The 18,918-nt window shown below is 71.9% G+C and carries 17 protein-coding genes and 1 pseudogene; 14 read left to right on the forward strand and 4 right to left on the reverse strand.

Features of this window, described 5'->3' with window-relative positions:
* Nucleotides 1-17 precede the first annotated feature (17 nt).
* Complete coding sequence (gene acs / locus AB0M88_RS40090; RefSeq protein ID WP_364111083.1) at nt 18-2,003, reverse strand: acetate--CoA ligase; 1,986 nt, start codon at nt 2,001-2,003, stop codon at nt 18-20.
* Nucleotides 2,004-2,124: 121 nt separating this feature from the next.
* Between acs and AB0M88_RS40095 the strand changes: the two genes are divergently transcribed.
* Both AB0M88_RS40095 and AB0M88_RS40100 read left to right on the forward strand, forming a co-directional pair.
* Complete coding sequence (locus AB0M88_RS40095; RefSeq protein ID WP_364111084.1) at nt 2,125-2,889, forward strand: oxidoreductase; 765 nt, start codon at nt 2,125-2,127, stop codon at nt 2,887-2,889.
* A gap of 71 nt (nt 2,890-2,960) precedes the next feature.
* Nucleotides 2,961-3,437, forward strand: a complete 477-nt coding sequence (locus AB0M88_RS40100) for a PH domain-containing protein (RefSeq protein WP_364111085.1) — start codon at nt 2,961-2,963, stop codon at nt 3,435-3,437.
* A gap of 1,760 nt (nt 3,438-5,197) precedes the next feature.
* On the opposite strand, the gene AB0M88_RS40105 is transcribed toward AB0M88_RS40100, so the two are convergent.
* Complete coding sequence (locus AB0M88_RS40105; RefSeq protein ID WP_364111087.1) at nt 5,198-5,995, reverse strand: HAD-IB family hydrolase; 798 nt, start codon at nt 5,993-5,995, stop codon at nt 5,198-5,200.
* A 315-nt stretch (nt 5,996-6,310) separates the two neighbouring features.
* Nucleotides 6,311-6,712 carry an STAS domain-containing protein gene (locus tag AB0M88_RS40110; RefSeq protein WP_364111127.1) on the reverse strand — a complete coding sequence of 134 codons (402 nt, stop codon included), beginning with the start codon at nt 6,710-6,712 and terminating at the stop codon, nt 6,311-6,313.
* 182 nt (nt 6,713-6,894) lie between these two features.
* Between AB0M88_RS40110 and ssd the strand changes: the two genes are divergently transcribed.
* The 9 genes and pseudogenes from ssd (at nt 6,895) to AB0M88_RS40155 (ending at nt 12,280) form a co-directional block, all read left to right on the forward strand.
* Nucleotides 6,895-7,950 carry a septum site-determining protein Ssd gene (ssd, locus tag AB0M88_RS40115; protein ID WP_364111089.1) on the forward strand — a complete coding sequence of 352 codons (1,056 nt, stop codon included), beginning with the start codon at nt 6,895-6,897 and terminating at the stop codon, nt 7,948-7,950.
* A complete protein-coding gene (locus tag AB0M88_RS40120) occupies nt 7,947-9,125 on the forward strand; it encodes a TadA family conjugal transfer-associated ATPase (protein ID WP_364111091.1) in 1,179 nt (392 codons plus the stop codon). Before ssd ends, AB0M88_RS40120 begins: the two co-directional genes overlap by 4 nt.
* Nucleotides 9,126-9,244: 119 nt before the next feature.
* Nucleotides 9,245-9,787: pseudogene (locus AB0M88_RS40125) on the forward strand (hypothetical protein); the annotation flags it as partial.
* Nucleotides 9,784-9,963, forward strand: a complete 180-nt coding sequence (locus AB0M88_RS40130; protein WP_364111093.1) for a hypothetical protein — start codon at nt 9,784-9,786, stop codon at nt 9,961-9,963. The pseudogene AB0M88_RS40125 and the gene AB0M88_RS40130, both read left to right, overlap by 4 nt.
* A 77-nt stretch (nt 9,964-10,040) precedes the next feature.
* Nucleotides 10,041-10,664, forward strand: a complete 624-nt coding sequence (locus tag AB0M88_RS40135) for a type II secretion system F family protein (protein ID WP_364111129.1) — start codon at nt 10,041-10,043, stop codon at nt 10,662-10,664.
* A gap of 134 nt (nt 10,665-10,798) precedes the next feature.
* Nucleotides 10,799-10,927 (forward strand): DUF4244 domain-containing protein, encoded by a 129-nt coding sequence (locus AB0M88_RS40140; RefSeq protein ID WP_364111131.1) that lies wholly within the window; start codon nt 10,799-10,801, stop codon nt 10,925-10,927.
* Nucleotides 10,924-11,277 carry a TadE family type IV pilus minor pilin gene (locus AB0M88_RS40145; protein WP_364111095.1) on the forward strand — a complete coding sequence of 118 codons (354 nt, stop codon included), beginning with the start codon at nt 10,924-10,926 and terminating at the stop codon, nt 11,275-11,277. The genes AB0M88_RS40140 and AB0M88_RS40145 overlap by 4 nt, the downstream gene beginning before the upstream one ends.
* 5 nt (nt 11,278-11,282) lie before the next feature.
* Nucleotides 11,283-11,654 carry an Rv3654c family TadE-like protein gene (locus tag AB0M88_RS40150; RefSeq protein ID WP_364111133.1) on the forward strand — a complete coding sequence of 124 codons (372 nt, stop codon included), beginning with the start codon at nt 11,283-11,285 and terminating at the stop codon, nt 11,652-11,654.
* 56 nt (nt 11,655-11,710) lie between these two features.
* Nucleotides 11,711-12,280 (forward strand): sigma factor, encoded by a 570-nt coding sequence (locus AB0M88_RS40155; protein ID WP_364111097.1) that lies wholly within the window; start codon nt 11,711-11,713, stop codon nt 12,278-12,280.
* 726 nt (nt 12,281-13,006) lie between these two features.
* On the opposite strand, the gene AB0M88_RS40160 is transcribed toward AB0M88_RS40155, so the two are convergent.
* Nucleotides 13,007-15,331, reverse strand: coding sequence for a DEAD/DEAH box helicase (locus tag AB0M88_RS40160; protein WP_364111099.1), 2,325 nt, complete (start codon nt 15,329-15,331; stop codon nt 13,007-13,009).
* 172 nt (nt 15,332-15,503) lie between these two features.
* On the opposite strand from AB0M88_RS40160, the gene AB0M88_RS40165 reads away from it, so the two are divergent.
* The 3 genes from AB0M88_RS40165 (at nt 15,504) to AB0M88_RS40175 (ending at nt 18,917) form a co-directional block, all read left to right on the forward strand.
* Nucleotides 15,504-15,857: an STAS domain-containing protein gene (locus tag AB0M88_RS40165; RefSeq protein WP_364111101.1), complete on the forward strand. Its 354-nt coding sequence runs from the start codon at nt 15,504-15,506 to the stop codon at nt 15,855-15,857.
* Nucleotides 15,854-16,294 carry an ATP-binding protein gene (locus AB0M88_RS40170; protein WP_364111103.1) on the forward strand — a complete coding sequence of 147 codons (441 nt, stop codon included), beginning with the start codon at nt 15,854-15,856 and terminating at the stop codon, nt 16,292-16,294. Before AB0M88_RS40165 ends, AB0M88_RS40170 begins: the two co-directional genes overlap by 4 nt.
* A 259-nt stretch (nt 16,295-16,553) precedes the next feature.
* Entirely contained in the window at nt 16,554-18,917 is a 2,364-nt protein-coding gene (locus tag AB0M88_RS40175; RefSeq protein ID WP_364111105.1) for a sodium-translocating pyrophosphatase, read from the forward strand.
* The last annotated feature ends 1 nt before the right edge of the window (nt 18,918 follow it).

Below are 18,918 nucleotides of genomic sequence, written 5' to 3' on the forward strand. Positions count from 1 at the left end.
ATACTTCGATAACGCGGTCAGTCCTCGGACTTGGCCGACTGCATTCCGGCCGAGATCAGCTCCATGACGGTCGAGTCCTGCAGGGTCGTCACGTCGCCGAGCGACCGGTTCTCGGCCACGTCCTTGAGCAGGCGCCGCATGATCTTGCCGGACCGGGTCTTCGGCAGCTCCGCCACCAGCATGATCTGCCGCGGCTTGGCGATCGGCCCGAGCGTCTTGGCCACGTGGTTACGCAGGTCGACGTTGAGCTTCTCGCCCGCGTCGCCCTCGATGTCGGTGCTGCCGCGCGGGATCACGAACGCCACGATCGCCTGTCCGGTCGTCGCGTCGGTCGCGCCGACCACCGCCGCCTCGGCCACCGACGGGTGCGACACCAGCGCCGACTCGACCTCGGTGGTCGAGATGTTGTGGCCCGAGATCAGCATGACGTCGTCGACCCGGCCGAGCAGCCAGAGCGAGCCGTCCTCGTCCTTCTTGGCCCCGTCGCCGGCGAAGTAGATCCACTCGTCGCCCGAGCCGGCGCCCGCCCCGAAGCGGGACCAGTAGGTGTCGATGAACCGCTTGTCGTCGCCCCAGATCGTGCGCAGCATCGACGGCCACGGCTCGCGCAGCACCAGGAAGCCACCGCCGCCGTCCGGCACCGACCGGGCCTGGTCGTCGACCACGTCGGCCACGATGCCGGGCAGCGCCGTCATCGCCGAGCCGGGCTTGGCGGCGGTCACACCCGGCAGCGGCGAGATCATCACGGCGCCGGTCTCGGTCTGCCACCAGGTGTCGACGACCGGGGTGTTGTTGTGGCCGATGTGCTCGCGGTACCACATCCAGGCCTCGGGGTTGATCGGCTCGCCGACGCTGCCGAGGACGCGCAGCGACGACAGGTCGTAACCGGCCGGGAGGTCGTCGCCCCACTTCATCATCGTGCGGATCAGCGTGGGTGCGGTGTAGAGGATCGACACCTTGTACTTGTCGACGAGCTGCCAGAAACGGTCACGGCCGGGAGTGTCGGGCGTGCCTTCGTACATCACCTGGGTGGCGCCGTTGGAGAGCGGGCCGTAGACGATGTAGGAGTGGCCGGTCACCCAGCCGATGTCGGCCGTGCACCAGTAGACGTCGGTCTCCGGCTTGAGGTCGAAGACGGCGTTGTGCGTGTACGACGTCTGGGTCAGGTAGCCGCCGGTGGTGTGCAGGATGCCCTTCGGCTTACCGGTCGTGCCCGAGGTGTAGAGGATGAACAGCGGGTGCTCGCTGTCGAACGCCTGCGGCTGGTGCGTGCTGTTCGCCTTCTCGACCGTCTCGTGCCACCACAGGTCCTTTTCGGTCCAGGCGACGTCCTGGCCCGTGCGGCGGACCACCAGCACGTGCTCGATGCTCGGGCACTGGGCGACCGCCTCGTCGACCGTCGGCTTGAGCGCCGACGGCTTGCCCCGCCGGTAGCCGCCGTCGGCCGTGATGACCAGCTTGGCGTCGGCGTCCTGGATGCGGGTCGACAGCGCGTCGACCGAGAAGCCGCCGAAGACCACGCTGTGGGTGGCGCCGACCCGGGCGCAGGCCAGCATCGCGACCGCCGCCTCCGGAATCATCGGCAGGTAGATCGCGACTCGGTCGCCCGCGGTGACGCCGAGCTCGGTCAGCGTGTTGGCCGCCTGGCTCACCATCGTGAGCAGGTCGGAGTAGGTGATGGTGCGGGTGTCGCCGGGCTCGCCCTCCCAGTGGATGGCGACCTTGTCACCGCGGCCCGCCTCGACGTGGCGGTCGACACAGTTGTAGGCGACGTTCAGCTCTCCGCCGATGAACCACTTCGCGAACGGCGGGTTGGACCAGTCGAGAACCTGCTCCCACTTCTTGGCCCAGGTGAGACGCTCGGCCTGGGTGGCCCAATAGGGGAGCCGGTCACCGTTGGCGACCTCGTAGTCCTCGGCTTTGACGTTGGCGTTCGCGGCCAGTTCGGCCGGCGGCGGGAACTGCCGCGTCTCCGATGACAAGTTCTCCAATGTCTCGCTCATGAGGGCGGCTCCTCTGCCTGACCGGGGTCTTTTCGTTGCACACTAGTCCGTGCGCGGTGACCGGCGACACTTGCTCGGTCCTGCGCGAATCTTGCCAGTTCCGAGCCGCTTCGCGCACCCCATGTTTCCCTCCTTTACCGGATACCGTGTCCGGGTGGATCCACTAGCGCCGCTCCTCGACCTGGCCGACGTCGCGCCCGCCCTGACACAGGCCCGCGAACAGGTCGACGCCGCGCTGCGCCACCGGGCCCTGCGCCGGCACGGCGGCCGGGTCGCCGCCGAGGCCAGCCTGCGCGCGGCGGTCGCCAGTGCCGCCCTCGAGGGGCACGTCCACGACCTCGACGACGTGCGGGCGGGAACGGTCACCGACCCGGTCGTCCAAGGCGCCCTGCGAGTCGCTGAAGGGCTCGGCGGGCTGGTCGACCTGTGGCCGCGCGCGCCCCGTCAGGTGCTGGCCAAACTGCACGTGCTCGCCGCCCGCGGCTCGGTCCCGGCCGACGATCTGGGCCGGCTGGTCGCCGGGGCCGACCGCATCGACGCGCTGACCGCCCTCGTCGCGGGCAACGAGCAGACCCCGCCGCTGCTGCTCGCCGCGATCGTGCACGCCGAGCTGCTCACCCTGCGCCCGTTCCCCGGCCCGGGCGGCCTGGTGGCCCGCGCGGCGGCCCGGCTCACCCTGATCGGTCGCGGACTCGACCCGCGCGGACTGATCGCGGTCGAGGTGGGTCACGCCGACCGCGAACCCGAATATCTCGGCGCATCCGGCGCCTACGCCACCGGAACCCCCGACGGCGTCCGCTCCTGGCTGCGGCACTACGCCGCCGCGATCACCGCCGGAGCGGCTGAGCTGGACCGAATAGGCGACGCGGTGCTCGCCACTGTCTGATCATCCATTTTCGATGGGCCGGAAGTCTTGATCGCCCTATTCGGCGGCATTCGCCTGGAATACTGGCCCGCGTGCCTGAGACGTGGACGCGACCCTATGAGCCCGGAGCCGGCCGCTGGCTGGTGATCGCCTGGGAGGCGCCCGCGCTCGCCCTGCTCGGCTGGAGCACCGCCCGCAAGTTCGCCCTCTCCGGCACCGGCGTCTGGATCATGGTCGCCGTGCTGGCCGCGATCTGGCTGATCGGCGCCTGGCGGATCCTCCGCATGGGCGTCTACGCCGGCGCCGACGGGGTGCTCATCCGCGGCCTGCTGCGCTCGCGCACGCTGCGCTGGCAGGAAGTCGCCCACGTCCACCTGCACAAGGCGACCCACCGGTTGGGCCCGTGGGAGATCGAGAGCGGCCTGACCGTCCTCATCGAACGCCGCGACGGCTCCATGGTCAACACCGAGCTGTGGGCCCAGGGCGTCGACTTCCACCGGCGCCCGCGCGTCTTCCGCGCGGTCTATCGCGAACTCCGCGCGCTGCATCTGGACGCAGTGACCGGATAAGGATGCGGTGACCGGATAAGACAGAGCCGGCGTCCCGCTAGGGGCGCCGGCTGTAGCCCGTCCGGATCGGGTTATCAAGCGTGCACCTGGGTCGTTGTCGACAGTCCTCAAGCCCTCGGATCGTGGGAGCCGAAACTCCCCAACCGTCGGAGCCGAGGTCCCGCCGCAACGTGCCTGCCGTGGCTGATCGCGCGTGGGTTCCCGATGGCGGCGCACGGAACCTGCCCCGACCACAAACCCCGAGTCGCCGGAACCGGTCTCCCGGAGCTTGCCTTCGCGGTGCTGACTCCGCCACCTCTTTCTACGCCCGACCAGGCATGATCGCCAGGTCTTCGGCCCAAAACCCGAGCTCAAAACCTTTTTCCGTACGGCGTGCCCAGGTCCCGTGGCACACGCCCGGCTGGTTGCAACCCACCCTCCGCCCGCAACTTCCGGGCGGGCCCGCCGCGAAAGCTTTGCGGTTAAGGCGTGTTTCAGGCACCTGTGGACAGCGGTCCGAAAACGTCAGACCCGGCTGGTTAACTCGACCCCTCCCAAACCGGGTGGGGTGTGCCGCGTGGGGTGTGCCGATCGCTTTCGTAGGGCCGGGTTTTCGTAGGGCCGGGTCTCGGGCGGGTGTCGCCGCGGACAGAGCTGCCGGAACGGCGGTCGACCGGCGCCAAACCGGCGTAGGCGCCGAGGTGGCTGTGGTGGCGTGGTGGCTCGTGGTGGCTGGTGGTGGCGTGGTGGCTGGTGGTGGCGTAGTGGCTGGTGGTGGCGAGGCGGCTGGCGGTGGCGAGGCGGCTGGCGGTGGCGAGGCGGCTGGCGGTGGCGAGGCGGCTGGCGGTGGCGAGGCGGCTGGCGGCGAGGCGGCTGGCGGCGAGGTGACTGGCGGCGAGGTGACTGGCGGCGAGGTGACTGGCGGCGAGGTGACCGGCTGCGAGGTGACTGGCGGTGGCGAGGCGTCGTCGGGCTCGAGCAGGGTCCGGCTCCGGTCTGCCCTTGATTCTTGGCATCGACGTCAGGACTCCGGCAAGTTTCTCTCTCGGCCTTGCCCGCAACCGGGACCGTGCTGCTGCGGAACCCGGTCCGCCGCGGCCGTGCCGGAAACGGTGACTGCTTGCTCGTTCAGCGCGGCGAAGTTTGCTTCGACGGGCCGAGTGCCCATCCCCGGGGCTGCCAGCGCGACCAACTTGCGGCATCCGGGTAGCCCGGCGGGTCCATCGCAACCCGACACCAGTCACAACACCGTCCGATGACTGATCTTCGGGCCGGGCACACGTTCCGGAGCGGGATGGACGTGGGTGAGCAGCCCCTGGATCCGGTGGGAGATGCGGGCAGCGTCGTCGTCCGGCGGCGGCTGCCCGTCGTATCCGACCTGGACTTCCGGCTCCGGCCAGGGCTGATCGCCGGAGTCGGCCCGGCGCAGCGTGTGCGGGAGCGTGCGAGCGGCGGGCGTTGCCGGGATGCGAGGCGGCGCATAGCCGGGCCGGGCAGGTAGGTGACCTGATGACGCCAGCCCGAGCGACCGCCACCGATCGAGGCCGGTTGGTCGACAACGACCGGGTTCGCTGAGCTTGTCGAACAACGCCCGCAGTCGTTTCTCGGGGGTGCGGCAGCACCGTGCGTCGCGCCCGCCCGGGCGGGCGCGAGGGGCTTGAGTTGCACTCAGCCGGGCCGTGGGCCACGGGACCAAGGCACGCCGTACCTCTGGTTTTCAGGCAGCCGGAGCTACGTGATCACCTGGAGTGACGCCGGGCCGGGCTGAAGTTTCGGAAACGTCAGGCGAGGGCCTTGGTGCGGCGGTGGCGGCCGTAGAGAGCGAGGCCGATGGCCACCCCGACGCCGACGCCCAACGCGGCCGCGACCGGGACCGCCGGGCGGTCGCGGAGGCGCTTGCCGAGGGGGATCGGGTGGCGGAAGTCGAGGATGGGCCACCCGTTTTCGACCGCGGTGCGGCGCAGGGCGCGGTCGGGATTGACCGCGCTCGGGTGGCCGACCACCTCGAGCAGGGGCAGGTCGCTGGTCGAGTCGGAATAGGCGTAGCAATCGGCCAGGTCATAGCCGCGTTCGGCAGCCAACGCACGCACGCCCGCCGCTTTGCTCGGGCCGGCGGCGTAGAAATCGACCTCGCCGCTGTATTTGCCGTCGACGATGCTCATGCGGGTGGCGATGATGTCGGTGATGCCGAGCAGGGCGCCGATCGGGCGCACCATTTCGTCGCCCGATGCCGAGACCAGCACGACGTCGCGGCCGGCCGCCTGGTGCTCGGCGATGAGGCTCGCCGCCTCGGCATAGACATAAGGGTTGATGAGCTCGTTGAGTGTTTCGGCGACGATCTGCTGGACCTGTTCGACCTTCCAGCCTTTGCAAAGCGCGGCCAAATAGTCGCGGGTGCGGGCCATCGCCTGTTCGTCGGAGCCGCCGCCCAGCCGGAACATCAGCTGTGCATAGGCGGATTTGACGACATCACGGCGACTGATGAGGCCGTCACGATAGAAGGGCCGTCCGAAGGCCAGCGCGCTGGACTTGGCGATGACGGTCTTGTCGAGGTCGAAAAACGCGGCGCTGACGCCCACGGGCCGAAAGTGTAGCGGTAAGTTGTCGGCCGCCGCCGTCCTCGGCGCGCCGTGGAATCGCTGAGGTAACGGACCGTGAATTCGGTCAGACGGGCAGCACTATCGCAGGCCGACCACAATCGGTACTCGACGTGCGCGGCCTCGGTGAGGCATGCTTGTCTCTGTTGCGACGGTGATTCATGTTGTAGTAGTCGCTGTTCGTTGCCCACAGGCCCTCGGTGGTTGCGCCCCCCGCGATCACCGAGTTGATTCGGCTCGACCCCCCCGGAGCCGAATCCAAGGACGACCCCCGTCTCCCCCGACGGGGGTCGTTCCCTATGCGCCGGTGGCTTGAGCAGGCATTTCTTCTGTTTCTGCGGCGGGGTCGCTCTCCGCGAGCCCGAAGAATTCCGCCAGCCCGGTCACGGTGAGCACGCGGCGGAAGACATCTGTCGGATTCACGACTATAAATCGAATGTCGGCCGCGCCGGCCGCCTGGTAGCCCTCGATGAGCGCGCCGAGCCCGGTCGAGTCGATAAAGGACGCCTGAGCAAGATCGACTCGGACCGTGGTCGGCGACCAGTCGGCGACGGCGGCGCGCAGGCGCTGCGCGAGCTCGTCGGCGTTGGAGAAGTCGATCTCGCCGTGCACGGTCACGGTGGCCGTGCGGTCGTCGGCGAGCGCGCTCAGGATCGAACTCTCCATGCCTTCTCCATCGGTCCGTGTCGGCTTCAACATACCCAACGCCGGCTGCCTCCACTCGCTCTATGCACGCAGGGCGGGATACCAGATCAGCCGCTGGAGTGGTCGTTATCCACAGCCTGGTGGGTTGTCCACAGGCGGCGGACTGGCGATGGCGACGGGGGTCCGGGCCAGGCGATGGTGGGCGCCCGATCCGCCGACCGCGTGGGAGATCCCCGATGCCCCAGCCCCGCCTGCCTCTCGTCGTGACCGCCGACACCGACCTGCTCGACGACCTCCTCCGCCTGGCCGCGGCCGGCGGATCCGAAGTGGAGGTCGCTCCCGACCCGGCCGGTGCCCGCCCGCGTTACGGCGCCGCCCCGCTGGTCGTGATCGGCGTCGACCAACTGGAACCGTGCCTGCGGGCCCGCCTGCCACGAAGATCTCAGCTGATCATCGTCGGCCGGGAGCCGATTTCCGACGAGACCTGGGCGCTGGCCCAGCTTCTCGGCACCGTCCACGTCCTCGGTCTGCTCGAGGGCGAGGCCTGGCTGGTCGACCGGTTCAGCGAGCCTCCCGACCAGGGCCCTCGGGGCCGGGTCCTGGCCGTGATCGGCGGTCGTGGGGGAGCCGGCGCGAGCATTCTGGCCGGCGGCCTCGCGATGACCGCGGCCAAGGCCGGCCACCGCACCCTGCTGGTCGACGGCGATCCGCTGGGCGGCGGGCTCGACCTGCTGTTCGGCTGGGAAAACGTCGACGGCGTGCGCTGGCCCGCGCTGGCCGACGCGGAGGGCCGGGTCGACCCGCCGGCGTTGCTGGAGGCGCTGCCGCATCGGGGTGATCTGGTGCTGCTCTCGTTCGACCGCGAGCAGCTGCCGGCCGTGCCCAGCGAGGCGATGGCCGCCACGCTCGACGCGGGCCGGCGCGGCCGTGACCTGATCGTCGCCGACCTGCCCCGGCACCTCGACGACGCGGCGGCGCTGGCCCTGCAGGCGGCCGACCGGACCGTGCTGATCGTGCCGGCCGAGCTGCGGGCGACCGCGGCGGCCGTCCGGGTGGCGCGGGCGGTGCGGCTGCACTGCGAGGACGTCGCGCTGGTCGTACGCGGCCCGGCGCCCGGGAAGCTGCGCCCACGTGACGTGGCCCAGGCGCTCGGGCTGCCCCTGGCCGGGTCGCTGCGACCCGAGCCGGGGATGTGCCAGGCGCTCGAGCGGGGCGAGCCGCCGGCCGCCGACGGCAAGGGCCCGCTCGCCGAGCTCTGCCGCAACCTGGTGAACGAGCTGGTGGCGGCATGAGGCACGCCGAGGTGACCGACCGGGTGCGCCGGCAGTTCGCGGTCGACGGGGTGGAGGCGACGCCGGCCGCGGTGGTGACCGCGGTGCGGCGCGAGACAGGGTCCGGGCTGCTCGGCGACACCGCGGTGCTGCGGCTCGCCGACCGGGTGCGTGACCAACTGGTCGGGGCGGGTCCGCTGGCGCCGCTGCTCGCCGATCCGTCGGTGACCGACGTGCTGGTCAACGGGGTGCAGGTGTGGGTCGACCGAGGGGCCGGGCTGCAGCGGACGGCGATCGTGTTCCACGGGCCGGACGAGGTGCGCCGGCTGGCCCAGCGCCTGGCCGCGGCGTGCGGGCGGCGGCTCGACGACGGGCAGCCCTACGCCGACGCCCGCCTCCCCGACGGCACCCGGCTGCACGCGGTGTTGCCGCCGGTGGCGACCGACGGGCCCTACCTGTCGTTGCGCACGTTCCGGCAGCGGCCGTTCGGCCTCGACGACCTGGTCGGGCTCGGCACGGTCGCGCCGACCGTGGCGCCGGTGCTGTCGGCGATCGTGGCCGCCCGGCTGGCCTACCTGGTGACCGGCGGCACCGGCAGCGGCAAGACGACGCTGTTGTCGACGCTGCTCGGCCTGGTGCCGCCGACCGAGCGCATCGTGCTGGTCGAGGACGCGTCCGAACTGCGGCCGGTGCACCCGCACGTCGTCGGCCTGCAGGCACGCACCTCCAATGTGGAGGGTGCGGGCGCGGTCGGCCTCGCCGATCTGGTGCGGCAGGCCCTGCGGATGCGGCCCGACCGGCTGGTGATCGGGGAGTGCCGTGGGGCCGAGATCGTCGACCTGCTGGGTGCCCTCAACACCGGGCACGACGGCGGCGCGGGCACGCTGCACGCCAACGCGCCGGCCGACGTGCCGGCCCGGCTGGAGGCGCTCGGGCTGCTCGGCGGGCTTCCGCGGGCGGCGTTGCACGCCCAGGTGGTGGCGGCGCTGCAGGTGGTTCTGCAGGTACGGCGTACGGATCAGGGCCGTGCCCTCGACTCGGTGAGTGTGCTGCTTCCGTCCGGCGAGCAGCGTCTGGCGACCGTGGTGCCGGCCTGGCGGCGCGGGCGTGGGGCCGGCCCGGGTGCGGGGGCGCTGGCCCAGTGGCTGGCCGAGCGGGGCGTGACCGTCCCCGCCGTTCTGCGGAGGCCGTCGTGACCGCGGCGCTTCTCGTGGCCGGTGCGGTGGTCGTTCTGTGGCCGACCCGGCTGACCGTCCTGACCGTTCGCCGGCCCCGCGATCGCGCCGCCCTGCTGCGCACGCTGGCCGCCCAGGACCCACGCCGGGCCGTCGCCGGGTCGATCGCCCTGGTCGCCGGCCTGGGGCTGCTGCTCGGCGGCCCGGTGGCGGCGGTCGTCGGTGCCGTCTACACCGCGCTCGGCGGCCGTGCCCTGCTCCGGCGTTCGGCCCGGCGCCGATCCGCTGCCGCACGGTCGGCCGCGCTCGACGACCTGGCCGCCCTCGCCGCCGATCTGCGCGCCGGCCTGGTGACCACGGCGCCGGGCGGCGGTCGCGTCACGGCGGTCTGGCGGCTCGCCGAGCGGACCGGCGCTCCCGCGGCCGACCTGGTCGAACGGGTCGAGGCGGACGCCCGCGCGACCGATCGGGCGGCCGCCTCGGCGGCTGCTCAGGCGGCCGGTGCGCAGGCCACGGCCATGCTCCTGGCCGCGCTTCCGATCGGCGGCATCGGCTTGGGCGTGGCGATCGGCGCCGACCCCGTGCGCGTGCTGCTCCACACTCCGATCGGCGCGGCCTGCGCGGTCGTCGCCGTGCTCCTGCAGGGCGCCGGCCTGCTGTGGGCGGAACGGCTGGCCCGATGAACGACCGCTGCCTTCTGATCAGGGCGCTGGCCACCAAAGGCCCGTCGCCCGTGCCGCTTGACCCGTGCTGCACCGCCGCGCTGGTCGCCCTGCACGACCGTGACCGCCCCGACGCGATCTGGCTCTGCCCGGTCGAGGAGGAGGAACTGCGGTTCGACCCGGACGGTGCGCCGTGATCGCCCTGGTGATCGTGGCCGTCGTCGCGGTCGTTCCCTTCGTTGTCCGAGGCCGGGTCCGCAAACGTCTCGTCGCGGTGTTCCGACGACCCTCGCCGAACTCGGACGGCCGCCGGACCCGGATTCTCATCTCCGCGGTCGTCGGGCTGGGCGTGGCCGGGCTGGTCGGCACCGGGTGGAGGCTGCTGTTCGGAGTGGTCGCGGGCGTCGCGGCCGAACGCTTCCTGCGCCGTCGGCAACCGGCCCGGGTCAAGGCGGAGCGCCGCGCCGCGGCGGCCGACCTGCCGCTCGGCTGCGACCTGCTCGCGGCCGCTCTCCGGGCCGGCGCCCCGGTCGAACGGGCGGCCGAGGCGGTCGCCGACGCGCTGGGCGGCCCACTCGGCGAGCGGATGCGGCGCACCGCCCGGTCGCTGCGACTGGGCGCCGGCCCGGCCGAGGGGTGGGCGCATCTCGCGGAGGTGCGCGGCGCCGACCGCCTGATCGCGGCCGCCGTCCGCTCCAGCACGAGCGGCGGTGCGCTGGCCGGTGCGCTCGGCCGCCTGGCCGACGACCTGCGCGCCGACCGGGCGGTGGCCGTCGAGGCGGCCGCCCAGCGCGCGGGTGTCCTGATCGTCCTCCCGCTCGGGCTGTGCTTCCTGCCCGCGTTCCTGCTCGCCGGCCTCGTGCCGGTGCTCGTCGCCGTCCTCGGCGACGTCCTCTGACCCCGGCGATCCGACCCGCCGCAAGACTCCCGCCCGATGCGGGAGCCGGATTCCCCCACCAGCCGAAGGAGAACCACGTGCACAACCTCATCGCGAACTTCGCGCGTCTGCGGACCGAGGCCGCCGACGCCGGAATGAGCACCGCCGAGTACGCCGTCGGGACCCTGGCCGCCGTCGCGTTCGCCGGCGTCCTGCTCAAGGTCGTCACCGGCACCAACGTGCTCTCGGCGCTCACCGCGGTGATCGACCGGGCCCTGAAGTGACCCGGCGCCGGCTGCCCGGCCGCGACCGGGGCTCCTTCACCGCCGAGCTCGCGGCCGGGCTGCCGGCGCTCATGCTCCTGCTGTTCGCGGGCCTGACCGCCGTCTCCGCGGCCACTGTGAAGGGCCAGTGCGCCGACGCGGCCCGCGAGGCGGCGCTGGCCACCGCCCGGGGCGCCCCGGCTCCCGCCCGGTTCGTTCCGCCCGGCGCCTCGGTCCGGATCGAGGTCGAGGGTGACGCGGTCACAGCCCGGGTGCGGGCCCCGGTCCGTCTGCTCGGCGCCCACCTCCCGGCGATCACGGTCGAGGGCACGGCCGTGGCCGCCCGCGAGCCGGCCGAGGTCGTCCCGTGAGGTGGATGCGCGCGGCGGCCGACGACCGCGGGGCAGCGTCGATCCTGCTCCTGGCGATCGGCCTGCTGATGGTGGCGGCGGGTTCGGCCGGCGCGGCGATCGGCAACACCCGGGTCGCCCGTCACCGGGCCCAGAACGCGGCCGATCTGGGCGCCCTGGCCGGCGCGGCGCGGGCCGTCTACGGCGAACCGGACGCGTGCGCCCGGGCCGCCCGCTTCGTCGTCGCCAACCAGGGCCGCATGACCGCATGCCGGGTCACCGACTTGGAGATCGTGGTGCGCGCCGAGGTCGAGGTGCGCCCACTGCCCGGCCTGGTTCGGCGGGCCGAAGGGGTGGCGCGCGCCGGGCCGGTCCAGGTGAGCCCGGAAAAGAATTGAAGCTCGTTGACAACGTCCGGGGCCCGGCGGAGGTCTTCCTGGGTGTGACGACCGTAATGAGGCACCGACCGAGCGGGACGGCGAGCGGCGCGGAGCAGGAATTCCGGGCTTTCGTCCACGGGATGGCCACGCCGCTGCACCGGACGGCCTTCCTGCTGTGCGGGGACTGGCACCTGGCCGACGACCTCGTCCAGGAGACCCTGGCCAAGGCCTACAGCCACTGGCGCAAGGTGCGGCGGGCCGACAACCCGTCCGCCTACGTTCGCCGCATTCTGATCAACGAGTCGCGCCGTCATTGGCGGCGACAGCGGCATGCGACCCCGGAGGCCGCCGCCGATGTGGCCGACATCGCCGCTCCGGACCTGTCCGACGGCGTGGTCAACCGCGCCGACCTGGTCCGGGCGCTTCAGTCGCTGCCGCTGCGGCACCGCCGGACGGCGTGGCGCGCGACCGCGGGCGGCGGATTCGCCGTAGCCGCCGTCGTCGCGGTCGCGGTGGCCGTCAGCGGCAGCGGGGTTCCGGCACCGGCCGGCACCGTGGCCGGGCCGGCGCCGACGACTCCGGCGTCGTCGGCCCCGCCCGTGAAGTCCGACCCGGCCCGCTTCTGCGCCTGGTCAGCTACCTGAGGACCGCCAAGGGGGCACACGGCGACGCGACGCTCGTCCGGCGTCACCAGACCTACACGGACGCCCCGACCGTCGACGACCACGACCTGTACGCCGACAACGGCGACTACTTCTACGGCAGCACCCTGGGCGCGCTCCCGGCGAAGGTCAAGGGCCACCACACCGAGGGCGGCGACCTGTGGCGCCGGGAGATCGCGGCGGCGAAGTACGCGGTGACCGGCGATCTGAAGGAGGCGCGCCGGCGGATGGCCTCCGCGCCGAACCCGTCGGTCAAGGTGAAGGACGTCGGTGCCGGCAAGGTTCCCGACGCGAGCGCCTACCAGAATCTCTCGCCCGAGGTGGTGCAGGGCGCCGAGGTCAACCTGACCGACAACTGGATCTGGGGCAACTCGCTGGACGCTCTGATGGCCGGCGGGGGCAACCCGAAGGTCCGGGCCGGCGTGCTGCGGATCCTGGCGAACATGCCCGAGGTCACGATCGCGAGCGGGACGACCGGCGGCCGGTCGACGATCAGCCTGACCGCCGGCCGCCCGGCCCTCACCGGTGACGAGGTCGAGACCTTGGTCATCGACGCCAGGACCGGGCTCCCGATCCAGTTCACCAACAACACCGGCGCCAAGATCACCTACACGGCGACCCGGGTGAGCCTCACGGACATTGCCAAGGGCAAGTTCTGACCAAGACGCCAGGGGGCCGGCCCGTCCGCCGGCCCCCTGGGCCAAAGACCTATGCGAGTGCCTGGAGGACGACGTCGAGGACCTGGACGGCGCCCGGCTTGTGCAGCGGGTTGTTGCCGTTTCCGCACTTCGGGGACTGGACGCAGGACGGGCAGCCGCTCTCGCACACGCACGACACGATCGCCGAACGAGTCGCCCGGAGCCACTCCGACGCCGACTCGTACGCCCGCTCCGCGAATCCCGCCCCGCCGGGGTGACCGTCGTAGACGAAGACCGTCGGGGCCTCGGTGTCGATGTGGTTGGCCGTCGACAGGCCGCCGATGTCCCAGCGGTCGCACGTCGCGATCAGCGGCAGCAGCCCGATGCCCGCGTGTTCGGCCGCGTGCAGCGCCCCCGGGAAGTCGGCCGGCGAGATCCCGGCCGCCTCCAGGGCCCGCGGCGACACCGTGAACCAGACCGCGACCGTCCGCAGCTCACGGATCGGCAGGTCGAGCGGCCGGGTGTCGATCACCTCGCCGGTCGCGATGCGGCGTCGCTGGTAGGACACGACCTGGCTGGTCACGTCGACCTCGCCGAGGAACAGGCCGACCGGTCCGGCATCGACATAGGACCGCACCGACACCACCGACAGGTCGATCACGTCGCGGGCCTGGGTCGTCCACTCCGGCTCCTCCGGGTGCACGAGCGCGATCGCGTCCTCGAGGTCGAGGTCGTCCACCACGTATGTCACGCCCTGGTGCAGGTAGACCGCGCCGGTGTGCAGCATCGAGTGGGACGATTCCGGGTCGACGGTGCCGAGCAGGCGCCCGGTCGGCGCCTCGACGACCTGGACCGGGCCGCCGCCGGTGCCGCGCAGGTCGACCTCGGGGCGCCCGCGATGGGTCCAGTACCAGCCGGAGGGGCGTTTCCGCAGCGCACCCGAGGCGGTCAGCCCGTCGAGCGCGGCCTGCGCCGCGTCGCCGCCGAACAGCGGCAGGTCGGCGAGAGTGATCGGCGCTTCCGACGCCGCGCAACAGAGTTGCGGTCCGAGGACGTACGGGTTGGACGGGTCGAGCACCGTCGCCTCGACCGGCCGGCCGAACAGCGCCGACGGGTGATGTACGAGGTAGGTGTCGAGCGGATCGTCCCGGGCGATCAGCACCGCCAGCGCCTCCCCGCCCGCGCGCCCGGCCCGGCCCGCCTGCTGCCACAGCGACGCCCGGGTGCCCGGGTAGCCGCAGATCAGCACCGCGTCGAGCCCGACCAGATCGACGCCGAGTTCGAGCGCGTTGGTCGAGGCGAGCGCGAGCAGTTCGCCCGAGAGAAGGGAGCGTTCGATGGCGCGGCGGTCGTCGCGCAGGTAGCCCGCTCGGTAGGCGGCGACCCGCGAGCCGAGCCCGGGCACCGCGTCGTTGAGCGAGCGCCGGGCGATCGACGCGACCACCTCGGCGCCGCGGCGGGAGCGGATGAACGCCAGGGTCCGCGTGCCGGCGAGGACCGAGTCGGTGAGCAGGTCGGCGGTCTCGCTGAGGGCCGACCGGCGGACCTGGATCATGTCGGACCCGTCGTCCGAAATGTCCGGAAGGAGTGGTGGCTCCCACAGCGCGAAGGTCACGGCCCCGCGCGGCGAGCCGTCCTCGGTCACCGGCGAGACCGGCAGCCCGACCAGCCGCGACGCGGTCAGGCCGGGATCGCCCGAGGTCGCCGAGGCCAGCACGAAGGTGGGGGAGCCGCCGTAACGGGCGGCGGCGCGGCGCAGCCGCCGCACGACGTGGGCCACGTGCGACCCGAACACACCGCGGTAGGCATGGCACTCGTCGATCACCACGTACGAAAGCCGGCGCAGGAATTGCGCCCAGCGCTGGTGTCCCGGGAGCAGTGAATGGTGGAGCATGTCGGGGTTGGTGAGGATCAGTCGGGAGTTCTGGCGGACCCAGTCGCGCTCCTCGCGGGCGGTGTCACCGTCGTATGTGGCCGGGCGGATGCCGTCGAGCCCGAGCCGCGTGACGGCGCGCAGCTGGTCGGCGGCCAGCGCCTTGGCCGGTGAGATGTAGAGGGCGGTGGCCCGCTCGTCGGTCAGGAGGCGGGTGAGCACCGGCAGCTGGTAGCCGAGCGACTTGCCCGAGGCCGTGCCGGTGGCCAGCACCGCATGGGTGCCCGAGTTCGCGAGCGTTGCCGCCGCGGCCTGATGCGACCACGGCCGTTCGACGCCGTGCGCGGCCAGCGTGTCGATCAATGCCGGGGAGACCCACGACGGCCAGTCGACCGGGCGGCCTTCGCGGGCCGGAACCTGCTCGATGTGGGTGATCGGTGACTCGCCGCTCTGCGCCGTGCGGGCCCGGAGCCGGTGAAGCAGTTCGGCCGGGTCCAGCGCGGTGGAAGTCACGGCTTGCACTCTGACATCGGAGTGGGCCGAACCCCAAACGGGTACGACGGTGGGTGCCACGCGTCGCCGATTGTCCGGCGGTGGTTAGATTCGCTGGGGAGATCGGCGGCCGGCACAGTGCGCGCATGACCGGGCGCGCGCGGTAGGACCGCCTCGCCACCCCTCGCAGGGAGGAGGACCGATGGAGCTGTCGCTGGCGACCCGGACCGTCGCCGAGCACACGGTGCTCGAGGTGGGCGGCGAGGTCGACGTCTACACCGCTCCCAGGTTGCGGGAGAGACTGGTCGAGCTGGTCGACGCCGGTGCCCGTAACGTCGTCGTCGATCTGGGCGGCGTTGATTTCCTCGATTCGACCGGGCTCGGCGTGCTGGTCGGCGCGATGAAGCGGCTGCGCGTGGCGAACGGCACGTTCGGTCTGGTCTGCTCCAAGGAACCGCTGCTCAAGATCTTCCGCATCACCGCGCTGGATCAGGTGTTCCCGATCTATCCGACGATCGAGGCGGCGACCGCAGACGGCGACGGCCCGACTTCGTGATGGCGACGGTCCGGCTGTCCTTCTCACCCGCGCCCGTGCATGTCCGCACGGCCCGGCTCGTCGGCGTCGCGGTGGCTCGGCGGGCGGGGGTCGCCGAGGAACTGCTCGACGAGGTCCGGCTGGCGATCGGCGAGGCGTGCACGCGCGCGGTCGCGCTGCACAACCAATACAACATTCCCGATCTGGTAACAGTCGAAATGTCTGATTCGGACGCGTATGCGGTTCGGGTCATCGACCACGCCCCAATCGAGGCGAGTGTCGGGCTGGCCAAGTTGCCCCCCGACGAGTTGGCCGACGAGTCGCTGACCGACGAGGCCCTCACCACCGGCGTCGGCTTCGCGCTGCTCGCCGGATTTGTCGATGACCTGCAGGTTCGCCCGGTCGAGGACGGCCCCGGCACCGAGGTCCGGATGGTGTGGCCGGTCCAGCGCCGGTAGGACGATCACGGGCCCGAGAAAGATCAAAAAAGATCGTTACCCCTCTGGCGCGTCGCTAACACAGCGGCGAACATCACCACGACACGGCCCGAACCGGATGTGACCACCACCACGACCGGCCGATACAGTACGCGAGTTATTCGCTACTGCTCCTGGTCCCGCGGCCGCGGGACCCAGTTGTCGTCTCCCCGGTGACGGGGATGCGCCGGGGACGGTCACGTCCGCCGCCCGGGCGCGGTCGGTGTACAGGAGGACATTGATGTCCGGGACTACGAGAACTCTTGCCGCGGGCGGAGTGTCCCTGAGTGGTTCGAACGTCACATTCGTCATCGTCGCTATCGTCTTCGCGCTGATCGCGCTCGGCTTCGCGGCGATGTTCGTCCAGTCGGTGATCAAAACCGGCCGGGGCACCAAGAACATGCAGGAGATCGCCGGCGCCGTCCAGGAAGGCGCGTCGGCCTATCTGTTCCGCCAGTTCAAGACCCTCGCCATCTTCGTGGTGATCGCGGTCGTTCTGCTCTTCCTCCTGCCGGTGCATGACACCGACAACGAGGTCTGGGTCAAGATCGGACGGTCGCTGTTCTTCATCGTCGGCGCGGTCTTCAGCTCGTTCATCGGCGGCGCGGGCATGGCGCTCGCGACCCGGGCCAACCTTCGGGTGGCCGCGGCGGCCGGTGAGGAGGGCGGCCGTGAGACCGCGATGGGCATCGCCTTCCGCACCGGCGGTGTGGTCGGCTTCCTCACCGTCGGCCTGGGCCTCTTCGGCGGCGCGCTGGTCGTGCTGATCTTCCGCAGCGACGCCCCGACCGTGCTCGAGGGCTTCGGCTTCGGCGCCGCGCTGCTCGCGATGTTCATGCGGGTCGGCGGCGGCATCTTCACCAAGGCCGCGGACGTCGGCGCCGACCTGGTCGGCAAGGTGGAGCAGGGCATCCCGGAGGACGACCCGCGCAACGCCGCGACCATCGCCGACAACGTGGGCGACAACGTCGGTGACTGCGCCGGCATGGCGGCCGACCTCTTCGAGTCGTACGCCGTGACCCTGGTCGCCGCGCTGATCCTCGGCCAGGCCGCGTTCGGCCAGGACGGCCTGATCTTCCCGCTGATCATCTCGACGATCGGCGTGGTCATCGCGATCCTCGGCGTGTTCATCACCCGGCTGCGCCCGTCCGACCGCAACGGCCTGACCGCGATCAACCGGGCGTTCTACATCTCCGCGGTGGTCTCGGCGATCCTGGTCGCCGTCGTCAGCTTCATCTACCTGCCGTCGTCCTTCGCCGGCTTCAAGGACACCGGGATCTCGAAGGAGATCATCGCCAGCGGCCGCGACCCGCGGTGGGTGGCGATCGGCGCGGTCGTGATCGGCATCGTGCTGGCCGCGGCCATCCAGGCCCTGACCGGCTACTTCACCGAGACCAACCGGCGCCCGGTGCAGGACATCGGCAAGTCGTCGCAGACCGGCGCCGCGACCGTGGTGCTGGCCGGCATCAGCGTCGGCCTCGAGTCGGCGGTCTACTCGGCTCTCCTGATCGGCGCCGGCGTCTACGGCGCGTTCCTGCTCGGCGGTTCCTCGCTGACCCTGTCGCTGTTCGCGGTGGCGCTCGCCGGCACCGGCCTGCTGACCACGGTCGGCGTCATCGTCGCGATGGACACCTTCGGCCCGATCTCCGACAACGCGCAGGGCATCGCCGAGATGTCCGGCGACGTCGACGAGAAGGGCGCGCAGATCCTGACCGAGCTCGACGCGGTCGGCAACACCACCAAGGCCATCACCAAGGGCATCGCGATCGCGACCGCCGTGCTGGCCGCCACCGCGCTGTTCGGGTCGTACACCAACAGCCTGGCCAGCTCGCTGGCCGACGCCGGCGTGGCCAACGTGGGCAACGAGATCCTCGGCCTGCTCAACATCGCCAACCCGCGCAGCCTGGTCGGCCTGCTGGTCGGCGCGGCGGTCGTGTTCCTGTTCTCCGGCCTCGCGATCAACGCCGTGTCCCGCTCGGCGGGCGCGGTCGTGATGGAGGTCCGCCGCCAGTTCCGCGAGTTCCCGGGCATCATGGACCGCACCCAGCGGCCCGAGTACGGCCGGGTCGTCGACATCTGCACCCGCGACGCGCAGCGCGAGCTGCTCACCCCGGGTCTGCTGGCGATCCTCGCCCCGATCGCGGTCGGCTTCGGCCTCGGCGCCGGCGCGCTCGCGGCCTACCTGGCCGGTGCGATCGGCACCGGCACGCTGATGGCGGTCTTCCTGGCCAACTCCGGCGGCGCGTGGGACAACGCCAAGAAGCTCGTCGAGGACGGCTCCTACGGCGGCAAGGGCTCCGACGCGCACGAGGCCACGATCATCGGTGACACGGTCGGTGACCCGTTCAAGGACACCGCCGGCCCGGCGATCAACCCGCTGCTCAAGGTGATGAACCTGGTCTCGCTGCTGATCGCCCCGGCGGTCGTGACCTGGAGCATCGGCAAGGACCAGAACACCCCGCTCCGCGTCATCATCGCCGTCGTGGCGGCGGCCATCATCGCGGCCGCGGTCGTGTGGAGCAAGCGCAAGCCGATCTCGATGGGTGACGACGCGCCGGCCGCTCCGACCGGCGACAACACGCCCAGCGAGCGCATCAGCGCCTGAT

This window comes from Actinoplanes sp. NPDC051411, assembly GCF_040682075.1.
In the GTDB taxonomy this organism is placed as follows: domain Bacteria; phylum Actinomycetota; class Actinomycetes; order Mycobacteriales; family Micromonosporaceae; genus Actinoplanes.